At 61.4% G+C, this 19,078-nt stretch carries 21 protein-coding genes; 8 read left to right on the forward strand and 13 right to left on the reverse strand.

The features are described from left to right. Nucleotides 1–483: a c-type cytochrome gene (locus ABD719_RS15340; RefSeq protein ID WP_056025216.1), complete on the forward strand. Its 483-nt coding sequence runs from the start codon at nucleotides 1–3 to the stop codon at nucleotides 481–483. 307 nt (nucleotides 484–790) lie between these two features. Here ABD719_RS15340 and ABD719_RS15345 read toward each other — a convergent pair whose 3' ends face one another. After that, nucleotides 791–1,198 carry a MerR family transcriptional regulator gene (locus ABD719_RS15345; protein ID WP_056454901.1) on the reverse strand — a complete coding sequence of 136 codons (408 nt, stop codon included), beginning with the start codon at nucleotides 1,196–1,198 and terminating at the stop codon, nucleotides 791–793. 63 nt (nucleotides 1,199–1,261) lie between these two features. Between ABD719_RS15345 and ABD719_RS15350 the strand changes: the two genes are divergently transcribed. Both ABD719_RS15350 and ABD719_RS15355 read left to right on the forward strand, forming a co-directional pair. Beyond that, the gene (locus ABD719_RS15350; RefSeq protein WP_056025222.1) at nucleotides 1,262–2,029 is read left to right on the forward strand and encodes a MauE/DoxX family redox-associated membrane protein; all 768 of its coding nucleotides are present in this window, start codon (nucleotides 1,262–1,264) and stop codon (nucleotides 2,027–2,029) included. Nucleotides 2,030–2,337: 308 nt separating this feature from the next. Continuing rightward, entirely contained in the window at nucleotides 2,338–2,655 is a 318-nt protein-coding gene (locus ABD719_RS15355; RefSeq protein WP_235532454.1) for a hypothetical protein, read from the forward strand. A 35-nt stretch (nucleotides 2,656–2,690) separates the two neighbouring features. Here ABD719_RS15355 and ABD719_RS15360 read toward each other — a convergent pair whose 3' ends face one another. The 9 genes from ABD719_RS15360 to ABD719_RS15400 all read right to left on the reverse strand — a co-directional run bounded on the left by ABD719_RS15360 (nucleotide 2,691) and on the right by ABD719_RS15400 (nucleotide 9,514). After that, nucleotides 2,691–3,131: a DUF411 domain-containing protein gene (locus ABD719_RS15360; protein ID WP_056025228.1), complete on the reverse strand. Its 441-nt coding sequence runs from the start codon at nucleotides 3,129–3,131 to the stop codon at nucleotides 2,691–2,693. Nucleotides 3,132–3,189: 58 nt separating this feature from the next. Next, nucleotides 3,190–3,564 carry a DUF305 domain-containing protein gene (locus ABD719_RS15365; RefSeq protein ID WP_056025231.1) on the reverse strand — a complete coding sequence of 125 codons (375 nt, stop codon included), beginning with the start codon at nucleotides 3,562–3,564 and terminating at the stop codon, nucleotides 3,190–3,192. Between the two features lie 81 nt (nucleotides 3,565–3,645). Beyond that, the gene (locus tag ABD719_RS15370; RefSeq protein ID WP_199860401.1) at nucleotides 3,646–4,236 is read right to left on the reverse strand and encodes a DUF305 domain-containing protein; all 591 of its coding nucleotides are present in this window, start codon (nucleotides 4,234–4,236) and stop codon (nucleotides 3,646–3,648) included. Beyond that, nucleotides 4,236–4,880 (reverse strand): hypothetical protein, encoded by a 645-nt coding sequence (locus ABD719_RS15375; RefSeq protein WP_235515692.1) that lies wholly within the window; start codon nucleotides 4,878–4,880, stop codon nucleotides 4,236–4,238. Before ABD719_RS15375 ends, ABD719_RS15370 begins: the two co-directional genes overlap by 1 nt. 101 nt (nucleotides 4,881–4,981) lie before the next feature. Next, nucleotides 4,982–6,115, reverse strand: a complete 1,134-nt coding sequence (locus tag ABD719_RS15380) for a copper resistance protein B (RefSeq protein WP_192125836.1) — start codon at nucleotides 6,113–6,115, stop codon at nucleotides 4,982–4,984. A 77-nt stretch (nucleotides 6,116–6,192) separates the two neighbouring features. Further along, complete coding sequence (locus tag ABD719_RS15385) at nucleotides 6,193–8,169, reverse strand: copper resistance system multicopper oxidase (protein WP_056025238.1); 1,977 nt, start codon at nucleotides 8,167–8,169, stop codon at nucleotides 6,193–6,195. Between the two features lie 45 nt (nucleotides 8,170–8,214). Then, complete coding sequence (locus ABD719_RS15390; protein ID WP_056025241.1) at nucleotides 8,215–8,808, reverse strand: RNA polymerase sigma factor; 594 nt, start codon at nucleotides 8,806–8,808, stop codon at nucleotides 8,215–8,217. Continuing rightward, a complete protein-coding gene (locus tag ABD719_RS15395; protein WP_056025244.1) occupies nucleotides 8,805–9,245 on the reverse strand; it encodes a periplasmic heavy metal sensor in 441 nt (146 codons plus the stop codon). Before ABD719_RS15395 ends, ABD719_RS15390 begins: the two co-directional genes overlap by 4 nt. Further along, nucleotides 9,242–9,514: a hypothetical protein gene (locus tag ABD719_RS15400; protein WP_056025246.1), complete on the reverse strand. Its 273-nt coding sequence runs from the start codon at nucleotides 9,512–9,514 to the stop codon at nucleotides 9,242–9,244. The genes ABD719_RS15395 and ABD719_RS15400 overlap by 4 nt, the downstream gene beginning before the upstream one ends. A gap of 119 nt (nucleotides 9,515–9,633) precedes the next feature. Here ABD719_RS15400 and copC point away from each other — a divergent pair, with 119 nt between their 5' ends. Together copC and copD are read left to right on the forward strand one after the other, a co-directional pair. Further along, nucleotides 9,634–10,005: a copper homeostasis periplasmic binding protein CopC gene (copC, locus tag ABD719_RS15405; RefSeq protein WP_056025248.1), complete on the forward strand. Its 372-nt coding sequence runs from the start codon at nucleotides 9,634–9,636 to the stop codon at nucleotides 10,003–10,005. A gap of 2 nt (nucleotides 10,006–10,007) precedes the next feature. After that, on the forward strand, nucleotides 10,008–10,937 hold the full coding sequence (copD, locus tag ABD719_RS15410; RefSeq protein ID WP_344694249.1) for a copper homeostasis membrane protein CopD: 930 nt from the start codon (nucleotides 10,008–10,010) through the stop codon (nucleotides 10,935–10,937). A gap of 34 nt (nucleotides 10,938–10,971) precedes the next feature. Here the strand turns inward: copD and ABD719_RS15415 are convergent, their stop codons facing one another. After that, nucleotides 10,972–11,307 (reverse strand): four-helix bundle copper-binding protein, encoded by a 336-nt coding sequence (locus ABD719_RS15415; protein WP_056025254.1) that lies wholly within the window; start codon nucleotides 11,305–11,307, stop codon nucleotides 10,972–10,974. Between the two features lie 400 nt (nucleotides 11,308–11,707). Then, complete coding sequence (locus tag ABD719_RS15420) at nucleotides 11,708–14,191, reverse strand: helicase C-terminal domain-containing protein (RefSeq protein WP_344694250.1); 2,484 nt, start codon at nucleotides 14,189–14,191, stop codon at nucleotides 11,708–11,710. A gap of 537 nt (nucleotides 14,192–14,728) precedes the next feature. On the opposite strand from ABD719_RS15420, the gene ABD719_RS15425 reads away from it, so the two are divergent. The 3 genes from ABD719_RS15425 to ABD719_RS15435 are packed head-to-tail and all read left to right on the forward strand — an operon-like array spanning nucleotide 14,729 to nucleotide 18,353. Continuing rightward, entirely contained in the window at nucleotides 14,729–15,940 is a 1,212-nt protein-coding gene (locus ABD719_RS15425) for an ABC-three component system protein (protein WP_344694251.1), read from the forward strand. Further along, a complete protein-coding gene (locus ABD719_RS15430) occupies nucleotides 15,937–16,422 on the forward strand; it encodes a three component ABC system middle component (RefSeq protein ID WP_344694253.1) in 486 nt (161 codons plus the stop codon). The genes ABD719_RS15425 and ABD719_RS15430 overlap by 4 nt, the downstream gene beginning before the upstream one ends. Next, nucleotides 16,419–18,353, forward strand: coding sequence for a DUF3732 domain-containing protein (locus ABD719_RS15435; protein ID WP_344694254.1), 1,935 nt, complete (start codon nucleotides 16,419–16,421; stop codon nucleotides 18,351–18,353). Before ABD719_RS15430 ends, ABD719_RS15435 begins: the two co-directional genes overlap by 4 nt. A 148-nt stretch (nucleotides 18,354–18,501) precedes the next feature. Here ABD719_RS15435 and ABD719_RS15440 read toward each other — a convergent pair whose 3' ends face one another. Continuing rightward, nucleotides 18,502–19,077 carry an RES family NAD+ phosphorylase gene (locus ABD719_RS15440; protein WP_344694255.1) on the reverse strand — a complete coding sequence of 192 codons (576 nt, stop codon included), beginning with the start codon at nucleotides 19,075–19,077 and terminating at the stop codon, nucleotides 18,502–18,504. Between the last annotated feature and the right edge of the window lies 1 nt (nucleotide 19,078).

A 19,078-nucleotide genomic window follows, 5' to 3' on the forward strand; every position in this document is an offset into this window, starting at 1 on the left:
ATGAAGACCCCGTCTCCCGGCATCATGGCCGCTGGCCTGATCGGCCTGACCGGCATTATCCTCGTCTCGATCGGGGCGCCGAGCAGCCGCAAGGCGCCTGCCCCGATCTCCGAGACATCCGAGCCGGCACCGCCCACCAGCGTCTCAGCCCGCGGCTTTTCGCTCGCCTCGACCAGCGTCGACCTGCCGGTCGACGACGCGACCTATCCCGATGGTCTGCACGCCGACGTCGTCAACGCCAACTGCACTTCGTGCCACTCGGCCAGCATGGCGCTGACCCAGCCTGCGCTATCGGCGGATCAGTGGAAGGCGACCGTCACCAAGATGCGCGAGGTCTACAAGGCGCCGGTGGCCGAGAAGGATGTCGACGAAATTGTCGCCTATCTCACCGCCATGCCGCATCAGAAGGCGGCACCCGCAACCGGCAAGGCGCAAGACCCCGATCCCAAGGTGGCTCCCGATGTTTCAGGTGGCACCGGCTAACCGAGCCATAATCCCAAAATACCATTTCAATCGGGAAAGTCGTCATAACCGGTCGGTTGTGACGCTGTGGAACCTACCACGGCCTCTCAAGGGTTTGCGTGTGTCAGAACCGTGGTTCAGAATGCCCGCTTCGGAGATCGGCAACGTGCCTCGGCTACGACCGACTTTGGGTCGGGAGCCGACCGGCAGGACGTCGCTGGTGGCCGACCGACTGCTCGTGGGTGGCTAGCTGCCGTCCAGAGAACGGCCGGTTCAATGAGCGCGGTCCACAGGGTTTTCATTGCTCCACATGGCGCGCGCCTAACACTCAAGCGTGATCGAACGCTTGAAGGATCGGACACGGCCCGGCCGAGCCGCTTCCGCACTCTCTCGCGAGATGGCGAAGGGAGGCGCGCACCCGCTCAAGCTCCTGAATCTTGGTGTCCAGCGCCGCAATCCGCTCATTGGCAAGCTCGCGTGCGCGGGCGCGATCGTCGGTTGCGTCGAGCGCTAGCAGTTCGCCGATCTGCTCCAACGTGAATCCGGCTGCCTGCGCCGAGCGGATAAACCGGAGGCGGCGCACGTCATCGACACCGTAGCGCCGAATACCACCGCTCGCGCCGGAGCCTCCGGGTCGGTCCGGCGTATCGAGCAAACCTCGGCGCTGATAGTAGCGCACGGTCTCGACACCGACGTCCCCTTCACGCGCGAGACCCGCAATCGTCAGTGCCGCCATGCCTTGACTCCGTACTATAGTACGGACCCTATATAGGTTCCGCGAACAGGATGGAGAAGTGAGATGGCGACCGCGGCGCCCAAGAAAGCAACGATCTATCGCATGGTGATGCCGACGCACACCTGCCCCTATGGCGTGAAGGCCAAGGATCTGCTGCGCCGGCAAGGTTACGAGGTCGAGGATCATTGGCTGCGCACGCGCGAGGAGACCGACGCGTTCAAGGCGGAGCACGGCGTGAAGACCACACCGCAGACCTTCATCGGGGGCGAGCGGGTAGGGGGTTATGACGATCTGCGCCGCTTCTTCGGCAAGGCGGTGCGCGATCCCAAGGCGGTCACTTACCGGCCCGTAGTCGCGGTGTTCGCCATGACCGCGCTGATGGCGCTCGCGGCCAGCTACGCTGCCTTCGGCTCGCCGTTCACGGTCCGCGCTGGGGAATGGTTCATCGCCTTCTCGATGTGCGTGCTCGCCATGCTGAAGCTTCAGAACGTCGAGAGCTTCTCGAGCATGTTCCTCAACTACGATCTGCTCGCCAAGCGCTGGGTGCCCTATTCCTACGTCTATCCCTACGCAGAAGGTGTTGCGGGCGTGCTGATGGCCGCTGGTGTCCTCACTTGGCTTTCGGTGCCGATCGCGCTCGTCATCGGGACGATCGGTGCGGTATCCGTCATCAAGGCGGTCTATGTCGACAAACGCGAACTCAAGTGCGCCTGCGTGGGTGGGGACAGCAATGTGCCTCTGGGCTTCCTGTCGCTGACTGAGAACGTGATGATGGTCGCCATGGCGCTATGGATGGTGATCGCTCCGGCAGCGCTCTCGATGCCGCACTGAGCCGTTGACTTCAGGTCCAAAAGGCTGCCGGTAGCTGGCGTGAAATCCGGATCTCGCCCTCGTGTCAGCTTCGTTCGCACTGCCGTCCTGGCCGTGCTTGCGATGATGCTGCTCGTCCGGTTGGGGCCGATCTGCGAAACCAGTGCTCAAGCAGCTCCGATCGCCTCGGCAATGGCTGGGTGCGAGGAAAAAGGCTCTTCGGCACCGGACAAGAAGGCACCTCAGCCGGCCTGCGCGACGCCCTGCATCGCCGTCCCGGGGGAAGCCCTGGCGAGGGCAGAGCCGTTATTCTCATTCCCGATCGCCGCTTGGCCTTCGCCGACCCCTGTCATGAACGGGTGGCTGATACCGCCCGCCACTCCACCTCCACGAGCCGTGTAACCATCCAACAGGTTTCACACATTCAATCGACGGAGCTTTTAATGACCAAGTTCAAGCTGATCGGCGCAGCGCTGGCGCTCGCCCTTCCGACCGCAGCCTTCGCGGCCGGGTCCTGCTGCGCCGACATGGCGTGCTGCAAAGACGGTGCCGATTGCTGCAAGGACGGCAAGGGCGATTGCTGCAAGGACATGAAGAAGGGCGGCGATCATGCCGGTCACGACATGTCCGGAATGCCCAAAAAGTAAGCCAGGGGAGGGAGGCGTCTGCGCCTCCCTCCTTTTCAGTGGTGGGCGAACACCTTGCGTCCACCAGGTCCGAACGCAACGACGTCGTAGGGCTGGGTCTTCATGCCCGGCATCTCCATGCCCGGCGAGCCCATCGGCATCCCGGCAACCGCGAGCCCCGTCACACCCTTTGGGTGCGTTGCCAGAGCCCGCTTCATGTCGGCGATTGGCACATGACCCTCGAAAGTCATGCCGTCGATGATGGCCGTGTGGCATGAGGCCAAGTCCGCGGGCACGCCCCGGGCCTTCATGAACGCGGGCCGGTTCGCGTCGTCGACGACGCGGACCGCCCGACCGAACTGAGCCTTCACCTGCTGCGCCCACTTCTCGCAACATGGGCAGCCCGGATCGCGGTGCATCAGCACCGGCCCGACAGCCACGGCTGCGACCGGCATGGCGAACGCTGCAACAGCGGCGAGAAGGCGAATGCGGGTCATGTCTATTCCTAGATGGCCGCCCCACCGCAGGCAAACCCTGCGGTGGGGCGGGGGCCGATCACTGTGCAGCCTTGCCGTGCGCCCGCAGCCAGGCGTTCAGCTCGCCGACTTCCTTGTTCTGCTCGGCGATCGTCTTGGTGGCCATCATGCGGACCTTTGCGTCCTTGGTTTCGCGCAACACTATCTGCGACATGGCAATGCCACCGCGATGATGCTCGACCATTTTGCGGACCCAGGTCTCGGTCGCATCAGCGCCCATGGCCGACATCATCTTCTGATGCATCTGCATTTCAGAGGGCGGATAGGGGTTCGCCGGCGTCGGCTTCATCATCTGACCGTGGTTCATGCCCGAATGATCCATGCCCTGCATCTGGGCGATGGCCGGAGCGGCGCCGAGCGCGGCCGCGAGGGCCAAAACAGTCATCTTCTTCATCGTGTCTCTCCTGGGTAAACGCCCCCGCCCACAGGAGGGATACGGGCGCGCGTACCGTATCCCTCACGCCCATGATCGAATTCAGCGGATCGGCTGAAGGGTATTCACCCCGACGCTATCATCAGTTTCAGGTGGGGGAGGGGGAACCTGCTTGTCACGATAGGAAGGCAGGTCGGGCGCATTCGCAGGCGTAGGATTTGCCTCAAGCCTGGCAATGGCCCGCTTCATTTGCGTGATCTCACGAACCTGAGCATCGATGATTCCGTCCGCCAGCTTGCGCACCTCGGGGTCTTTGATGTGCGCGCGCTCGCTCGTCAGGATCGCGATCGAGTGGTGCGGGATCATGGCTTTCATCCAGCTCACGTCATCCACCGTCTCCTGGCTGCGGACGAGCCACAGCGCGAGCGCGAACACTACGATGCTACCGCCGATAATCGCGGCATTCGTCCGCTTGTTCTTGTACATCGACCACATGAAAAGGAGCATGATGATCGCCATCGTGGCGCCCATCACGAAGGCCATCCAGAACCGCGTCTGGCTGAACTCTATATGCCCGAGGGCATAGACGTTCACGTACATCAGCCCGAACATGACAACGGTCGAAGTCGCCACCATTGCCGCAAAACGACCGTAGCCCATGCCCATGTTCATCTTGCCTTGGTGCTCGTCCATCATGCGACTCCCTGTCTGGAAATACGCCCCCCGGCTTTGCGGCGCGGCCGTCTCGGCCAGCGCATGAAGAGAAGGATCGCACCCGACACTGCGAAGACGAGACCGCCTGCGGCGAAAGCGTTGAGCCACGGCGTGTTGAACCGCTCGTGCTCCGTCCAATCCATGATGTGGAGACCCCAGAAGAAGTCGTACAGCCGCCACGTTCCTGTTCGGACCGACGTGAGCCGTCCCGTCTCGGCCGCTACATAGATTCGGGTGGCGTCATCGTCGGCGAACGTTGCACTCCATGCCGGCAGCGCCCCGCGATACTCGGTACTGGCTCGTTCAATCCGCTCGATGGTGGGTGCGGGCACACCAGCCCCCCGATACGCCTTCTGAGCGATCGTCCCGGCCACCCTGGCATCCAATGGTGGGATCGGCGCAGCCGTGCGAGCGTCCAGCAGACGGATGCGACCATCCACAAGCTGTGCCTCAACGATCGCTCGCCCGAGCAGCATTCGGTGCTGAAGCTGGCGGACCGGCGCTCCGGCCGACGCCAGCAAGGCAGGCAACGATGCGAAGCCTTGGGTGCTCGACAGCGCCGGCTCGGCGTTCCGTTCGATCCGGTGATCGCCGTGCACGGTGTCAATGGGGAGCAGGCTCATCACAAGGCCGCTGGTGAACCAGACGATCGCCTGCGCGCCGATCAGGAGAGCAAGCCAGCGGTGGATCTTGCTCGCTCCAAGGTGGAGGCGGAGCCGCGGGCTCAGAACCAGGTCCTCACGCCGGCGACGAAGCTGAAGCCCCCTGTGTCGTCGCCCCGCGCCCGCGAGAAGCGGGCGGTGTCGCCGAACTGCCGTTCCCACGACACGCCGATATAGGGCGCGAACTCACGGCGGCCCTCGTAGCGAAGCCGCAAACCGGCCTCCAGGTCCGTCAGCCCGGAGCCGATCCCGGTCTCCCGCACGTCCTGGGCGGCGAAGTTGGCCTCTACCCTGGGCTGGAGAACGAAGTAGTTGGTGATGCGCTGGTCGTAATAGCCCTCGGCGCGGGCGAGCACGTCCCCCTTGTCGGAGAGGAACAGCGCGCCCTCGACCTCGAACTGGTAGGGGGCCAAGCCCTCGATCCCGATCGTCGCATAGGTGCGCGACGGGTTCGGCTTGAAGTCGTAGCGGACGCCGGCCTGGAGATTCCAATAGGGATCGAGGGCATGGCTGTAGAGCGCCTGCACCTCGGCGCTCTCCAGCGCCTTGCCGAAACCACCTTCGCCTTCTGACTTCAGCCAAAGGCGATTGATGTCGCCTCCGACCCAAGCCTCGCCATCCCAGCGGTAGCCGTCGCTTCCTTTGCGGGCCTGATACTCCGCAAGATTGAAGAGCACCTGATAGTAGGTCATCCCGCCATGCTCGCGCCGCAGGTCGTTCTCGCGGGAGCTGGCCATGGCATCCGCCCCCCAGAAACGATCGGCGAGATGATCGCCGGGCGGAGCGGGAGCGGGCTTGTTGCCGGGGGGGAGGTCGGTCCCGATCTTGGCGCCTGTCTGGCTACCATCCATCGCCATGCCGGGCATCGCGCTCATGTCGTGCCCGGCGTGCGGGTCCTGCCCGGCTGCTGCCGGGGAACCCATGCCGGGCATGGCGGACATGTCGTGCCCGGCGTGCGGATCTTGCGCGGGCGCGGGCTGCTGCTGAGCGCCCATGTCCATTCCCTGCATCCCGCTCATGTCGTGACCGGCGTGCGGATCGGCCACCCGAGCCGGCGCGGCCTGAGCGCGACGCGGGGCCCTCCGAACCTGGGCCTTCCGCTTGGCCGCGGGCTTGGCTGCCGCTTTCCGCGCGGGCTTGGGGGTCGCCTTGGCCGCGGGCTTCGCCGGCATGGTCATTCCCGGCATGTTGTGCATGGAATGATCCATGCTCTGCCCGAACACAGGGCCGGCGACGACTGCCGAGGCAAGGCCGGCGAGAAGGAGTGACCGGTTCACGCTGATGCCTCCCCGGCCTTGCGGACCTGGACGACGCGCATCATCCCTGCGTGCATGTGGTAGAGCATGTGGCAGTGGAACGCCCAATCGCCTTCCTCGCCTGTCACGTCCCAGCTCACCGTGCCGCCTGGCTGGACGAGCACGGTATGCTTCCGGGGCGCATAGGCACCTTTCCCCGTCACCAGGTCGAAGAAGTGACCGTGGATGTGAATGGGATGGCCCATCATCGTGTCGTTGATGAGGGTGACACGCACCCGTTCGCCGTGCAGCAGGGTGATCGGATCGGGGCTCTCCGACAGCTTCTCGCCATCGAAACCCCACATGTAGCGCTCCATATTACCGGTAAGGTGGAGCTTGATCTCGCGCTCGGGTGCCCGCGTGTCGGGATTGCGATCGAGTGCCACCAGATCGCGATAGGTCAGCACGCGGTGCCCGACATTCTCGAGGCCCTGACCGGGCTCGCCCGTGCGATCGACTGGCATGGCCGAAATGGTCTGGACACCCGGACCCTTCTTCACACCCGGGGCCTTCGAGAAATCGCGCATGTTCATGCTGCCCATGTCCATTCCGGCCATCGGCTGCCCATCTGTCATGCCCGGCATCGCACCCGACCCATGATCCATCCCGGGCATGGCGCCGCTCTGACCCTGCGGCGCGGTCATCCCGGCCATGGCGCCGGCAGCAGCGCCGGCGGCACCATGGTTCATCTGGGAATGGTCCATGCCCTGCATCGAACCGGCACCTGCGCCATGGTCCATACCGCCATGGTCCATGCCCGCCATTGATCCAGCCTGTGCGCCCGTCGCAGCGCTTCCCATGCCCTGCATGGAGCCGTGATCCATCGTGCTCATGTCATGGCCGCCCATGCCCATGTCCTTCATGGTCGCGAGCGGCCGCTTGCGAAGTGGCGGGACTTCGGCAGCCATGCCCTCGCGGGGTGCGAGCGTCGCGCGCGCCATGCCGGAGCGATCGACGCTCTCGCCCACCAGCGTGTAGGCGCGCATGTCGGGCGGCGTGACGATCGCGTCATAGGTCTCGGCCGGGCCGAACTGGAACTCGTCGATCTGAACGGGGCGCACGTTCAACCCATCAGCCGCGACGATCGTCATCGGCAGGCCGGGGATGCGGACGTTGAAGGTCGTCATGGACGATGCGTTGATGAACCGAAGCCGCACCCGCTCGCCCGGCCGGAACAGCGCGGTCCAATTGTCCTTGGGACCATGGCCGTTGACCAGATAGGTGTAGGTCGAGGCGGTCACGTCGGCGACATCGGCGGGGTCCATCCGCATCTTGCCCCACATCAGCCGCTCTTTGAGCGGCTGATCCTTGCCCGCCAGCAGCCCGCTTAGGGTCTGGCGCTGGCGGTTGAAGTAGCCCGACTCCTTCTTGAGGCGGTCGAACAGGTAGTGCGGGTGCTGGAAGCTGTGATCGGACAGCACGATGACGTGCTCGCGATCGAACTGCACCGGGTCGGGGTCCTTGGGGTCGATCAGGATCGGCCCGTAGTGCCCCTCCTGCTCCTGGAGCCCCGAGTGGCTGTGATACCAGTAGGTGCCGCTCTGGATGATCGGGAACTCGTAGGTGAAGGTCGATCGTGCCGGGATGCCTGGAAAGGCAATGCCGGGCACGCCGTCCATCTGAAAGGGCACCAGCAGCCCGTGCCAATGAATAGAGGTTTCCTCATCCAGATCATTAACGACGTGGAGGCGCACGTTCTGCCCCTCGCGCAAGCGGATGAGCGGAGCAGGCACGGTGCCGTTGATGCCGATCGCGTGGCTCTGCCGCCCGTCGATCATCATCATCTGGTGAGCGATCTTTAGCGTAATGTCGTCGCCCGAAACTGTCGGCAACGGCTTGGCGATGCCCGCGGACACCGGCTGCGCCCACGCCGGCATATAGGCCGACAGAGCAAGGCCGCTTCCGGCTAGGGTGGCACCGCGCAGCACTTGGCGGCGGTCGAGAACGCGCGACATGAAAGCTCCTAGAAGGTGGGCCGCTACCGGCCCGTTTCACTCCTTCTACGCGTCCCGCACGCCGATCCCTTGTTCGGTGTTCAACTTTTCGAGGAGGCGCGAGCGGGCACGGTAGAGGCGGGTTTCGACAGCCTTCTGGCTGATCCCCAGCACGTCGGCGGTTTCGGCTTGGCTCAAACCCTCGATGGTGCGCAGCACCAGAGCCTCTTTTAGATTCATGGGCAGAGCGGAAATGGCATCTGTTACCCGGTCCAACTCCTGGCGGTCGGCTGCGCCGTCGTCGATTGCCACCTGATCGTCCACCACAGCTTCAGCCCGATGATCGATGGGGGCCGCGAAGGAGAAGAACCGGCGCACCGTGCGCTTTCGCGCCCAGTCACGACATTTGTTGATCGCGATCGTCGAAAGCCACGCTCTCATGGCGCGCTGCCCGTCGTAGCGCGGGAGGGCCTGGTGTGCGGCGACGAACGTCTCCTGCACCAGATCAAGCGCTTCGTCGGGTTCGCCGACGCATGCCCGCGCGAGCCGGAACACCGGCTGTTGGTAGCGTCGCACGATTTCGGCAAAAGCGGCCTGCCGACCGGCAATGCTGAGCGTCGCCAGCTCGCCATCGGACAGCGTGGTCCAATCGAGGCTCACCCCTGGCCGTCGGTGAGCGCCTTCACCACCGCAGCATCGAATTGAGAGGTCTGATCGGTGCGCAGAAGCTGCCGCATGGCAAAGATATGCGCCAACGTGGCCTTCTGGAGCTCGCCCATCGCGGCATGGCTCTGATCGACCGCGGCCGTGACCCGCGGGCCGTTGCCGTGCTCGGCCTCGATCGCCTCGGCGAGCCGAGCATTGGTCGCGCGCAACTCCAGCTCGAGAGCGCGCCGTTGCACCGCGAACCGGTCCTCCAGAACCTTCAGCTTTGCCTGCTGATCGGCATCGAGCGCGAGCTTGTGGTGCAGGACCTCGTGCAGCGCGGCGCCCGGCTGCTTGGGCTGGGGCAACAGCGCACGTCCAACGAACACGCCCCCGATCGCCGCGAGAAAGGCGAGTACGACACACAGCAGGACGCGCTTGGTCGAGGTCACGGCTCGCCGATCAGCAAAGTCGAGGGTGCGAGCGGCGAGGCCCCGCCGAGCGGTGCGAGCGACACCGCGGGGCTCGCGGTCGCGGGCAGCTCGGCGCCGATCATGCCGATCGCCAATGCCGCGACCGTCACCGCACCGATGCCGAGCCCGGCCTGTCGCACGACCGGCCGTGTGCCGATGCGCGCGAGAACACGTGCTTCGACGTCGTCCAGCGCAGCCGGAACAGGTGCTCCCGCCAACCTCACCAACGCTCTGTCCAGATCATCCATGTTTTCCACTCCGCCCCTCTAACACTGGTTACGCAGCGCTGCCCATCATCCCTCATCGGTCGCGTGAGGGGTGCGCGACCGTGCCGCGTAGAATGGACAGAACATCACGGAGTAACCGCATGCGTCGCGCCCTAATCCCTGCCGCCCTTGCCATCCTCGGGCTCGCCAGCGCCGCCCAGGCTCATCCTAAGCTGCTGTCCGCCTCACCGGCGCCGAACGCGACTGTCGCCAAGCCCGCGCGCCTCGCGCTGCGGTTCAGCGAGAAGCTGATGCCGAAGTTCTCGGGCGCGGACCTGATGATGACCGCGCATGGCGGCACCGCGCACGCGCCCATGAAGGTCGCGGCTGCGGCCGGGGTCGCCGATGATGGCCGCACGCTCGTCGTCACGCCCAAGGCGCCGCTCGCCGCGGGGCGCTACAGCGTCGCTTGGCATGTGGTCTCGGTTGACACCCACCGGGTAGCCGGAAACTTCGCCTTCGCGGTCAAGTAAGGGTGGAGACCGACTGGCCGCTGATCGCGGTTCGCGTCGCGCTTTATGCAACGCTGAGCGGGTTGTTCGGCTTGTCGGCCTTTAGTCTCTACGGCCTCAAAGCCGGCGAGCGCGCCAATGCGCTCGCCTTGCGCCCCTGGCTCGTCGGAAGCGGCCTGCTCGGCCTCCTGTTCTCCGGGATCGCCCTCGCACTGCTCGCGGCGGCGATGGCCGGGGCACCGCCCTGGCCGGTCGATCAGGAGGCGATCGGGATGCTCCTCTCCGGGTCCGCAACGGGCACCGCGTGGGAAGCGCGCATAGCTGCGCTCGTGGTGGCGTCGGTCGCGGCCCTCTTGGCAACCGATCGCGCGGCTTTGCTCGGCTTGGTGACGTTCGCTGCGGCCGTGGCGCTCGCCACGCTTGCTTGGACAGGACACGGCGCGATGGACGAGGGCGCTGTTGGCTGGGTGCATCTGGGCGCCGACATTCTTCACCTGCTTGCGGGCGGAGCCTGGGCCGGAGCCCTACTCGGGCTCGTGCTTCTGGTCGCCCGGCCGGTCGGCCGCGTCGACGCCGCCCATCTGACTCTGACGCACCGCGCACTGCACGGGTTCGGCATGGTCGGCACGATCCTGGTCGGCACGATCGTCGTCACGGGTGTCGTCAACGCGTGGCTGCTGGTCGGCCTCGCCAATCTGCCGGACCTTCCGACTACGCGCTACGGCCAGCTTCTGATCGCCAAGCTAGCGCTGTTCGGCACAATGCTCGCGCTCGCGTCGCTCAACCGCTTCAGACTTACGCCGGCGTTCGAGCGCTCGATCGCCGCGGCCGATCATCACGGCGCGCTTCGCGCCCTGCGGCGCAGCCTCGCGGTCGAGGCGAGCTGCGCAGTGGCGATCCTGGCGCTCGTCGCATGGCTGGGGACGCTCGAACCGCCCGCTTCGGCGATGTGAAGGGCGGGCGGCCAAGCGCCGCCCGCCTCGCCGCTCAGGCGGCCATCTTCTCGCATTCCTCGGCGCACCGCTCGCAGGCGGCGACGCACTCTTCCATCCCGTCCAGCCCTTTGCAGCTCGCCGCGCAAGCCCGGCAGATCTGAGCGCAGATGCCGCACACGAGCTTATGCTGGTCGGAGCCGCGCGCCATGAAGTCGAGCGAGGTGGCGCAAACCTGCGCGCAATCCAGCATGATCTTGATGTGGTCGGGCGCGGCGTGCGGGCCGCCTACCTGAAGGCAATGCTGCGTCGTCATCGACAGACAGGTAATGTGGCAGTGGTGGCAGGCATCCATGCAGGCCTGCATTTCGGCGCTCATGTGGTGGTGCATCGTCGTTCTCCGCGTAAGGCCCCCCTTATTCGCAGTACGTGCCGCACCGGTGCTTCCCTTAGATAGGTGCTTCCATTTATCGCTAATTGTTCGTGGCTTTCGATTAGGAGTAATCACAGTGATACCGCCCCGTTGACCTGTGACGTTGTGGGATATCGGTCTCCGATGGGTTGGTGCTCGTTGGTCTTTGAAAGGCCTAGGAACAAAAAGGATTTTCCTAGAAATCGGGGCCGGTTTTTTGAAGTTAGTCGCGGACTGTAAAAAGACCAGTATTCTAAGGTGCTTTCAGGGTATACCCAAAAGGCACCGGCAAGTCAGGGATGGTCAAGTGGGGGGATCGGCGAATGCATCATAGGTGCCGGGCAGCCGCTAAGAAAAGGAGTGACCGACACCACAATATCTATTTAGAAAACGGCTTTGTATAATGATTTGGAAACTTTGCAGCAGTGAATCGGTGACTATCAAGTATTGCAGCTACACCCGATGCATCATTGAATGTTCCAAGCGACGCCACCGCCCCGCCGAACGATCGAATAGCGTCCCGTAAAGCCCTCAGCTTTTCATCATCAATCACTCGCATATCAGAAGAAGGCGAAGCCTCCTGCTGAAACCTACTCACTGGCTCGATGAGGATAGGAGTGTAAGTGCAGCTTGCGTCATAATTCAGGCGAAACCAAGATATAGATCCTAGCAACTGATTACAGTGATCCTTCGAAATAAGTCGGCCGTCGTTCTTCACGCCAGACTTGCACTCAATGACGAAGAAGTGCAGGCCGCCCACGGCCCAAAGATTGTCCGGGCCACCGTCACGATATTCATTGTCGGGCCGTTGAGATCCGAACCCACCTAATTTTCCCAACTCACGTATTGATGCTTCAAAGCGTTCTGTACGAAGCTCGTCCCATACCAAGTCGTCCGCGAGAGCGTTCGCAAGAAGGACAATCTGGTTTGGGTTGATACAGCGCGACGAGATAAACGACAGGCTTGCCTCGGCTTGTACCGCGGGTGCCGTAATCCGTGTGTGCGTTATACCGGCGATCGGTTTGACGACGCGCCGGTTGTCGGAAACCGCCGATAATAGAACGGCCTGAGCCCCAGCGGGATCTGTTATTGTAAGAGCCTCAGCAAGCTGCTGCTTCAAGTAGCCCCGCACGGAGCGATCATTCTCTGCGTTCACCGCTTGCTGCAGCTTCGGCTCTGCTTGCTTGCTTTGCGACATTGCAAGGAGGTCAAAAGCCTCTCTCTGCAAAACTATCGAAGGATTTACCCAACTGGCTTGTCCCTCTGGTGCGTGGGCGAGGCGGGATCGACCAGCTTGCCACCATTGAATGTTTCCCTCGATGCAGTAATCCAGAAGAGGGCGAAGCGCGCTCGCCGGTTGCCCCTTGACCTGTTGCGTTACCTCACGTCCCAAATCCATTTGCGCAAGTGTCGCGGGCGTGAACATGGACCTCGCAGAAGGTTGATTAATCCTCTGGGCCAGGCGGTTGCCGAGAAGTAGCACTGCACAGCGGTCTTCGGAGGATCGGACACCGCGACCCATGCCTTGTTCCACCTTTTGAACTTGGCGAAGCAGCTCTAAATCGGTGCCCTCCAATACCGATGACTCTATTCTATCGAGTAGTCCTAGAAATTCCGGTAAGCCGTCGATTATCAACAGACGGCAAGCGTCATCAGGCAGGTCAACACCGTCATATCTGTTGACCAGAACAGTGATACCGACATGTTCCCCCCCCTTCAGACGATCAACTCCGGACGCGATTGTGTCGCTTTTTAGAATCTGACCAGCAACGTCCGACCAGAAAGCCGCCCGGCGATCAGACGGCACGATAACAGCTACATTCTTGGTTCTAGCGATCTCAACTGCCAGTGCCTTAATATCGCCTTCCACAATATTGGTGTTTATCTCTTGTGGGACGACGATCATACGATCCCCGATTTCACCAGCTCCCTTCGGTTTGATAGGCGACGAGACCATGCCTGGGTCGGCATCGAGTTTCGTGACAAGGACACCGTCGTCGGCTAGCGTTGCGGTCATATAGATCCGTCGCTTCGCATGCTGGAATGCGGCGATCTTCTCGATCGGTACGCAGCGTGGGGCTATCTCTAAGCCCGCTCCACCAACTGCGCATTGACAGATCGCGAGTACGTCCTTGAGCAGAGGCCACTTGAAAAGGAGGCCGTCATCTTCCCGATACGAATGAAGAATGGAGATGACCTGTTCGCGCTTTTGGTGCCAAGCCCAGAACGGTATGAGCATCAAGGCTTGGGGATCGCCATTCTTTAACTCGACCAGGCCAACCTCTGATTGGGCCCTCAAGTCATCCTCAAAAATGCGAAGAAGCTCGTTATACACAGGATGGATAGCTGGCAACGATATTGAAAACTGATCGTCTACAGTCGAAAGACACGCGTGGGCGTCGTCTATCACAATAGAGCTGATTGGCTTTCGGATCCCCCCAACACCGAACACCGACTTGCCGTTAACTAGCTTGTGTATATTTATAACTAAGATGGTACGACCAGCAAGGAACGCGGGATCATCCGCGTCCCCGGTTGCGACAATCCCCAGGTCACGTGCTTCAGCTAGAACCTGATGAAGAAGGTAGTTGTCAGGAACGACATAAACGGCTGGGCCGATGCCCTCGTTAAGACAGCTTTGGAGCGCTAGCAGTCCCACGAGCATCTTACCAGAACCGGTATTCATCTTTATAGTGTTATCTCGACGTCCGCGAAGGTCGAACCACTTATCCAATACCTCACCTTGGTTCGCGGATGGAAACCGAAAGCGTGGTTGTCGAACAAGAGTGGTGAAGATTTTCCGAGGCTCCAGAACTGGAGCGCCGTTGCCTCCACCCCCGCCTAGTGCGGTGAAATCCAACATAATAATTCCCAACCTGACTGCTTCCGGCTTTCGCTCTCCGCAGACTATCGGGTGCTGTCGAAAAGGCCACCGCTCCAAGATCGTTTAATTTCTAGCTCTCGGTGTGAAGAATCCGGAAGCATGCCTAAAAAGCACCGTCACAAAATCGATTAATCGCGCAATCTGTAGCGGGGCGGGCGGGGGGCTGTAGAGTGCGGGTCGCGACAAGCAGATGGTTTCAGACGCGATGATGGCAGGGCCGCACATTGCCAGGTCGAAGTGTCAGTTACCTCTGGTAGACCGTGCCAATTAGCGCTGACATTTACAGGCAGCGATACACCGTCTCAGTAATTGAGCACAGGCTGATCCTGCGCCGAACCAACTACAATTCCGGGTCAAACGGATCGCGGACGGCCGTGAGAGAAATCCAGTTTCCACATACCGAGCGCGTCAGCGCAGTTTACGTAGCGCGCCCAATGTTCCAACATACACCCGGTGTCTTGCTGGCGAAGATCGGCACGGCAGAACCGAGTTGGCGACGAAGGGCGGGGCAGGGCGTTGACGGGTAAGAATCCGCATAGTGCAGACGACGCCGCTCTCGGCTTCCTATATCAGGGCCAGTATGCCTTGTTATTGCTGTGGCGTGACGCCGACGACGACGCGACGGTTTGGGTCGAAACGTTAGACGATGTTGTCTTAGCCTCCAACGGCGATACCATTCTCGAGCAATTAAAGCATACTCTGAAGACTAAGCCGGTTCCGCTTACCATAGCGAGTAAAAACGTTTGGAGAACATTGAAGGGATGGATTGATGTCCTGCCAAGTCTTGATCTTAGTCACACGTGGTTGCACCTTGTGGCTGTTACGGGGATCGCGAGTGGCTCGCCTCTAGAACTGCTGCTTGACGACGGCAACGACCGCGAGAAACTTCTCGATACGCTGAACCAAGAGGCTGAACGAGTTCTCCAAGAGCGCGTTGAAGCAAAAGCTGCAAAAGCCAAGGCGCTCCCGCACGCCGAACGCGTGGCCGGTTGCACTGCCTTTCTCGCACTTGAGCCTGACAAAAAGACTGCGATCCTGTCGCGGATGCGGATCAAGCCCAATCAACCGACCATCGCTGCCATCGAGGACCAGCTAGCCGCAGATTTGACATCGATCCTGAAGGAACGACGTCAAGTGGTTGCGCGCCAGCTAGTGGAATGGTGGAACGGCCAGATACTCGATTTGCTTACGAAGAAACGGGACATCGGGATATCCCGGTTCGAATTGGTCAAGCGCTTCATGGAAATCGTAAGCGCTATCGAGCTCGATGAACTGACGAGTGGGTTTGCGACGTCAATCTTACCATCGTCGTATAAAGCTCATAGCATGCTGGAACGGCAGATTACGCTTGTCGACGGGTCCAAGGATACAATCCGTCGTGCGATACAAGTCGAATGGCGAGCACGGGAAGAACGCTCTCGCTGGTCAAATCAGAATCCCGCACATCTTACCACAATTGTAAATTATGATTCGAGACTTGTTGAGGAATGGAGCGACCGGCACATCGATATGTGCGCCGAGGCGGCAGGCTGTGCCGAGGACAAGTCCAAGGAGCACGGGCGCAACCTTCTCAAGTGGAGTCACTTCGACGCACCGCAGCAGCTCGAGCCGATCGCTCCCAAAATCGTGTCCCCGCACTATGTCCGGGGCGCGTATCAGATACTCTCCATCACGGGTAGCGTAGGCTGGCATCCTGATTACCGCACTCAACTCGGTTTTAAACCATGACTTTGGCCGTTGACATGTTCGCAGAATCTAACCCTGCATTCGCCGCCTTTGTCGCCATCGGTTTCTGTCGGAGCTATCTCGACATAGCTGGTGCCCCGCCCTCGATAGCGTTGTTCTATCTGGCCGTGCCGATTGCTGTTTCGGATGATCTGCAAAATACTTTTTTAAGCACGAATGCTTCGACGGGGCTGCTAGCTTGGTTAACCCGATACCCCGAGGTCCGGTTCGGGCTTGGCGCTCGTCTCGACGCCGCGCTTCCGATCGTTAGTGGAGGAATTCAACTGGCGCTTCTCTCGAAAGCACTTCGGCTGGAGCCCGGGGGGAGCCTTCGTCTCGGCACCGACGTGCCGGGCAAAGGAGTTGTAGAAAAATTGCCACCTCAGCCAAAGCAAGTGCTCAGACGTGCCGAACGGCTCGGTAACTGGATGGCAAAGGCCGGTACAGCAGCTGCAATCTATTCTGCGTTTGGAGTGACGCCTTGACTCGCTGGAACGTCCTTGAGATTGCCTTGTACGGTGTCGGTGATCGACGGCGCATCATCACCTTTATGCCGGACACCGTTAATATTATCACCGGTGCGTCTGGGACTGGTAAGTCTGCGATCATTGACGCGATCGACTATTGCCTTGGGTCGAGCAGCTGTGGCCTGCCGTTTTACGTTCGCGAGCACGCGACCGCAGTGGCGGTTCTCTGGGGCCTTGGCGATCAGCACATGATTGTCGGGCGGCGAATTCCCCGAGCAGGGAAGGGCACCGAACAGATGTTCGTGCGAAGCGGCAGAAAGCTGACGCTTCCCGCCACTGGTGACCGGCTTGAGGGCGCCACGAACAGGGACACCGCGCGGACTATGATCGAGCGGGCGTTCGGTATTGGAGATATCGAAAATCCGGCCCTAAAAGACGTTTCGAAGAAGGGGCGGGCGACCGTTCGCGACATCACGCCGTATGTCTTTTTGTCGGCCGACGTCATAATCAGCCGGAGCAACCTCCTTCACGATATGAACCGTGTGGAGAAAGCTCGCGATATCAAGGCGACTATGCCCTTTTTCTTGGGGGCGACGGATCAGGAAAGCATTTTAGCCGAACGCCGGCTCCGACAGCTGCAGGTCGGGCTCGACCGCCTGGAACGTGACGCGAAACTGAAGGAGCGAAGCAAGGGCAAAACCGCCGAACGCTCCATGGCTCTACTCAGCCAGGCAGCAGATATTGGCTTGGCGGAGGCACCGACGCCTGACGCGACAGACCAGGCCCTTTTTTCTCAGCTCTATGCCGTCACGCAAACCGATGCGCTAGCGGTGACGATCCGGGAGGGCGATGATCTGGCTGTCTTGGAGGTAGAGCGACGAGGCCTCGTCCGCGAGTTGCAGGCGATGCGAGAACGTCGCCGATCACTAGTACTCGCGATGCGAGAAATGTCGGGATATGAGTCAGCGGTATCCGGCCAGGCGCACAAGTTGGGCCTGGTTAAGCATCTCAAGCTTTCCGACGGTAGATGCCCGGTATGTGAGAGCACCAACGAAGCTGGACGCGCAGCGGCTGACCAGATTCGGACCTCTCTGGAGGTCGTGGACCACGAAGTCCTGGCCGTGGACAGATTGCGTCCCGAGCTTGCCGACGAACAAATCCGACTGGATGCATCCCTTGCGGAACAAACGCGCCGTTTAAGAGAAGTGGAAGCCCAGATCACTGCGGTCATCCGGCAACGGGACGCGAGCGGCGCTGCGGCGACGCTTGCTCACCAACGAGCCCTTGTTCTTGGCCGGGTTCACCAGTTCCTGGAAATGACGACACAGGATGTCGAAAGCGTTCCCACCAATATTGCGTCGCTTCAGGCTGAGATAGCGGCGCTGAGGGACCGGGTCGATCCCGAAGCGAAGCAAGAACGCTTACGTGACGCTGAAATTGTGATCGGCAACTATGCAACCGAAATGTTGAGCGAACTCCCCTCCGAGATGCCTGTGTTCCGATCTCGCTTGCTGTTTCAGGCCACACCCAAGGTAACGATCATCGAGCCAATCCGGCGCGCTGCGCTCGCCCTTAGTGAGATTGGTTCAGACCAGAACTATCTGGCGATTCATCTTGCGTTGGCATTCTCACTTCAAAAGCATCTTGCAGACGTGGATGCGCCGGTTCCCGGCCTAATCGTCGTCGACCAGATAAGTCGGCCATATTACCCTGAAGGCGGAGACGAGAAAAGTCTTGGGGAGATGGCAAAAGATACCGACCGGTCAGCGATGCGCCGTATCGTCCGATTTCTGTTCGATGAAACAAACAGGCAGGCAGGCCTCCAGGTTATCCTGATCGAGCATGCCTTCATCAACGATGACGAAGACTATGTGAAAGCGGTCAGAGGTCGATGGACGCTTCAGACAAACGAAAAGCTTATACCTCCTGGCTGGCCGAGCAGAACGTAGATTTTGGTATGATACGGTTGAATGTTCGGACCCGGGGCAGGGATGCGGGCCGGCAGCCGACGGGGCTCGCTCAAGCAATGCGGAACAGAGCGGCGGTCGCGGCGGGGCAGGAGACGCCATTGGGTTATCAGCTGGAACTCTCACTATGTCAGATCAGGTTGGTCTTAAGGGTCTTGAGGGCAGGGACCAAAGCCGCGAGCCGCTCAAGCTGGACCACTGGCTGTGCGCTCAACCCGGGCGTCACCGCACGGTCGTAGATCGCTATGCAGTTTTTCTTGCGGAGCCGGGAGTGGTAGACGATCCCATCGAGATCGGTCGTATCATAGAGCGCCTGGCTGAAGGCACGCGCCTCGTCGTGCGCCTTGGCGCCGACGATGTCAGTCGAGATGCCGAGCTTGAAACAGGCGTCGCCGCGCAGCGTCAGCAGCCGGAGCGGCCGGGTCGCCGAAAGCGCACACACGCCCCAATCGGCAATGTCCGACTGCGCCAGCTCGCGGATGGTCTTTCCCTCGAAACGGTCACGGATGATCGCTTCGGCGACGGACGTCGCGAGATCCTCGGCGATATAGAGGAGCTTGAAGGCCTTGGTGGGACTGGCGAACCGGGTCTCGCCAAAGCCCATGCCGAGCGGAGTGCTGCGCCGCGCCCAAGGCGTAACACGTAGATAGTTAGCTGGCTCGACCCGACGGGTCAGCGATTGGAGAATTTTTGGATCGAGCGCCATC

It is taken from the genome of Sphingomonas cynarae (assembly GCF_039537815.1).
GTDB classification, from domain to species: Bacteria; Pseudomonadota; Alphaproteobacteria; order Sphingomonadales; family Sphingomonadaceae; genus Sphingomonas; species Sphingomonas cynarae.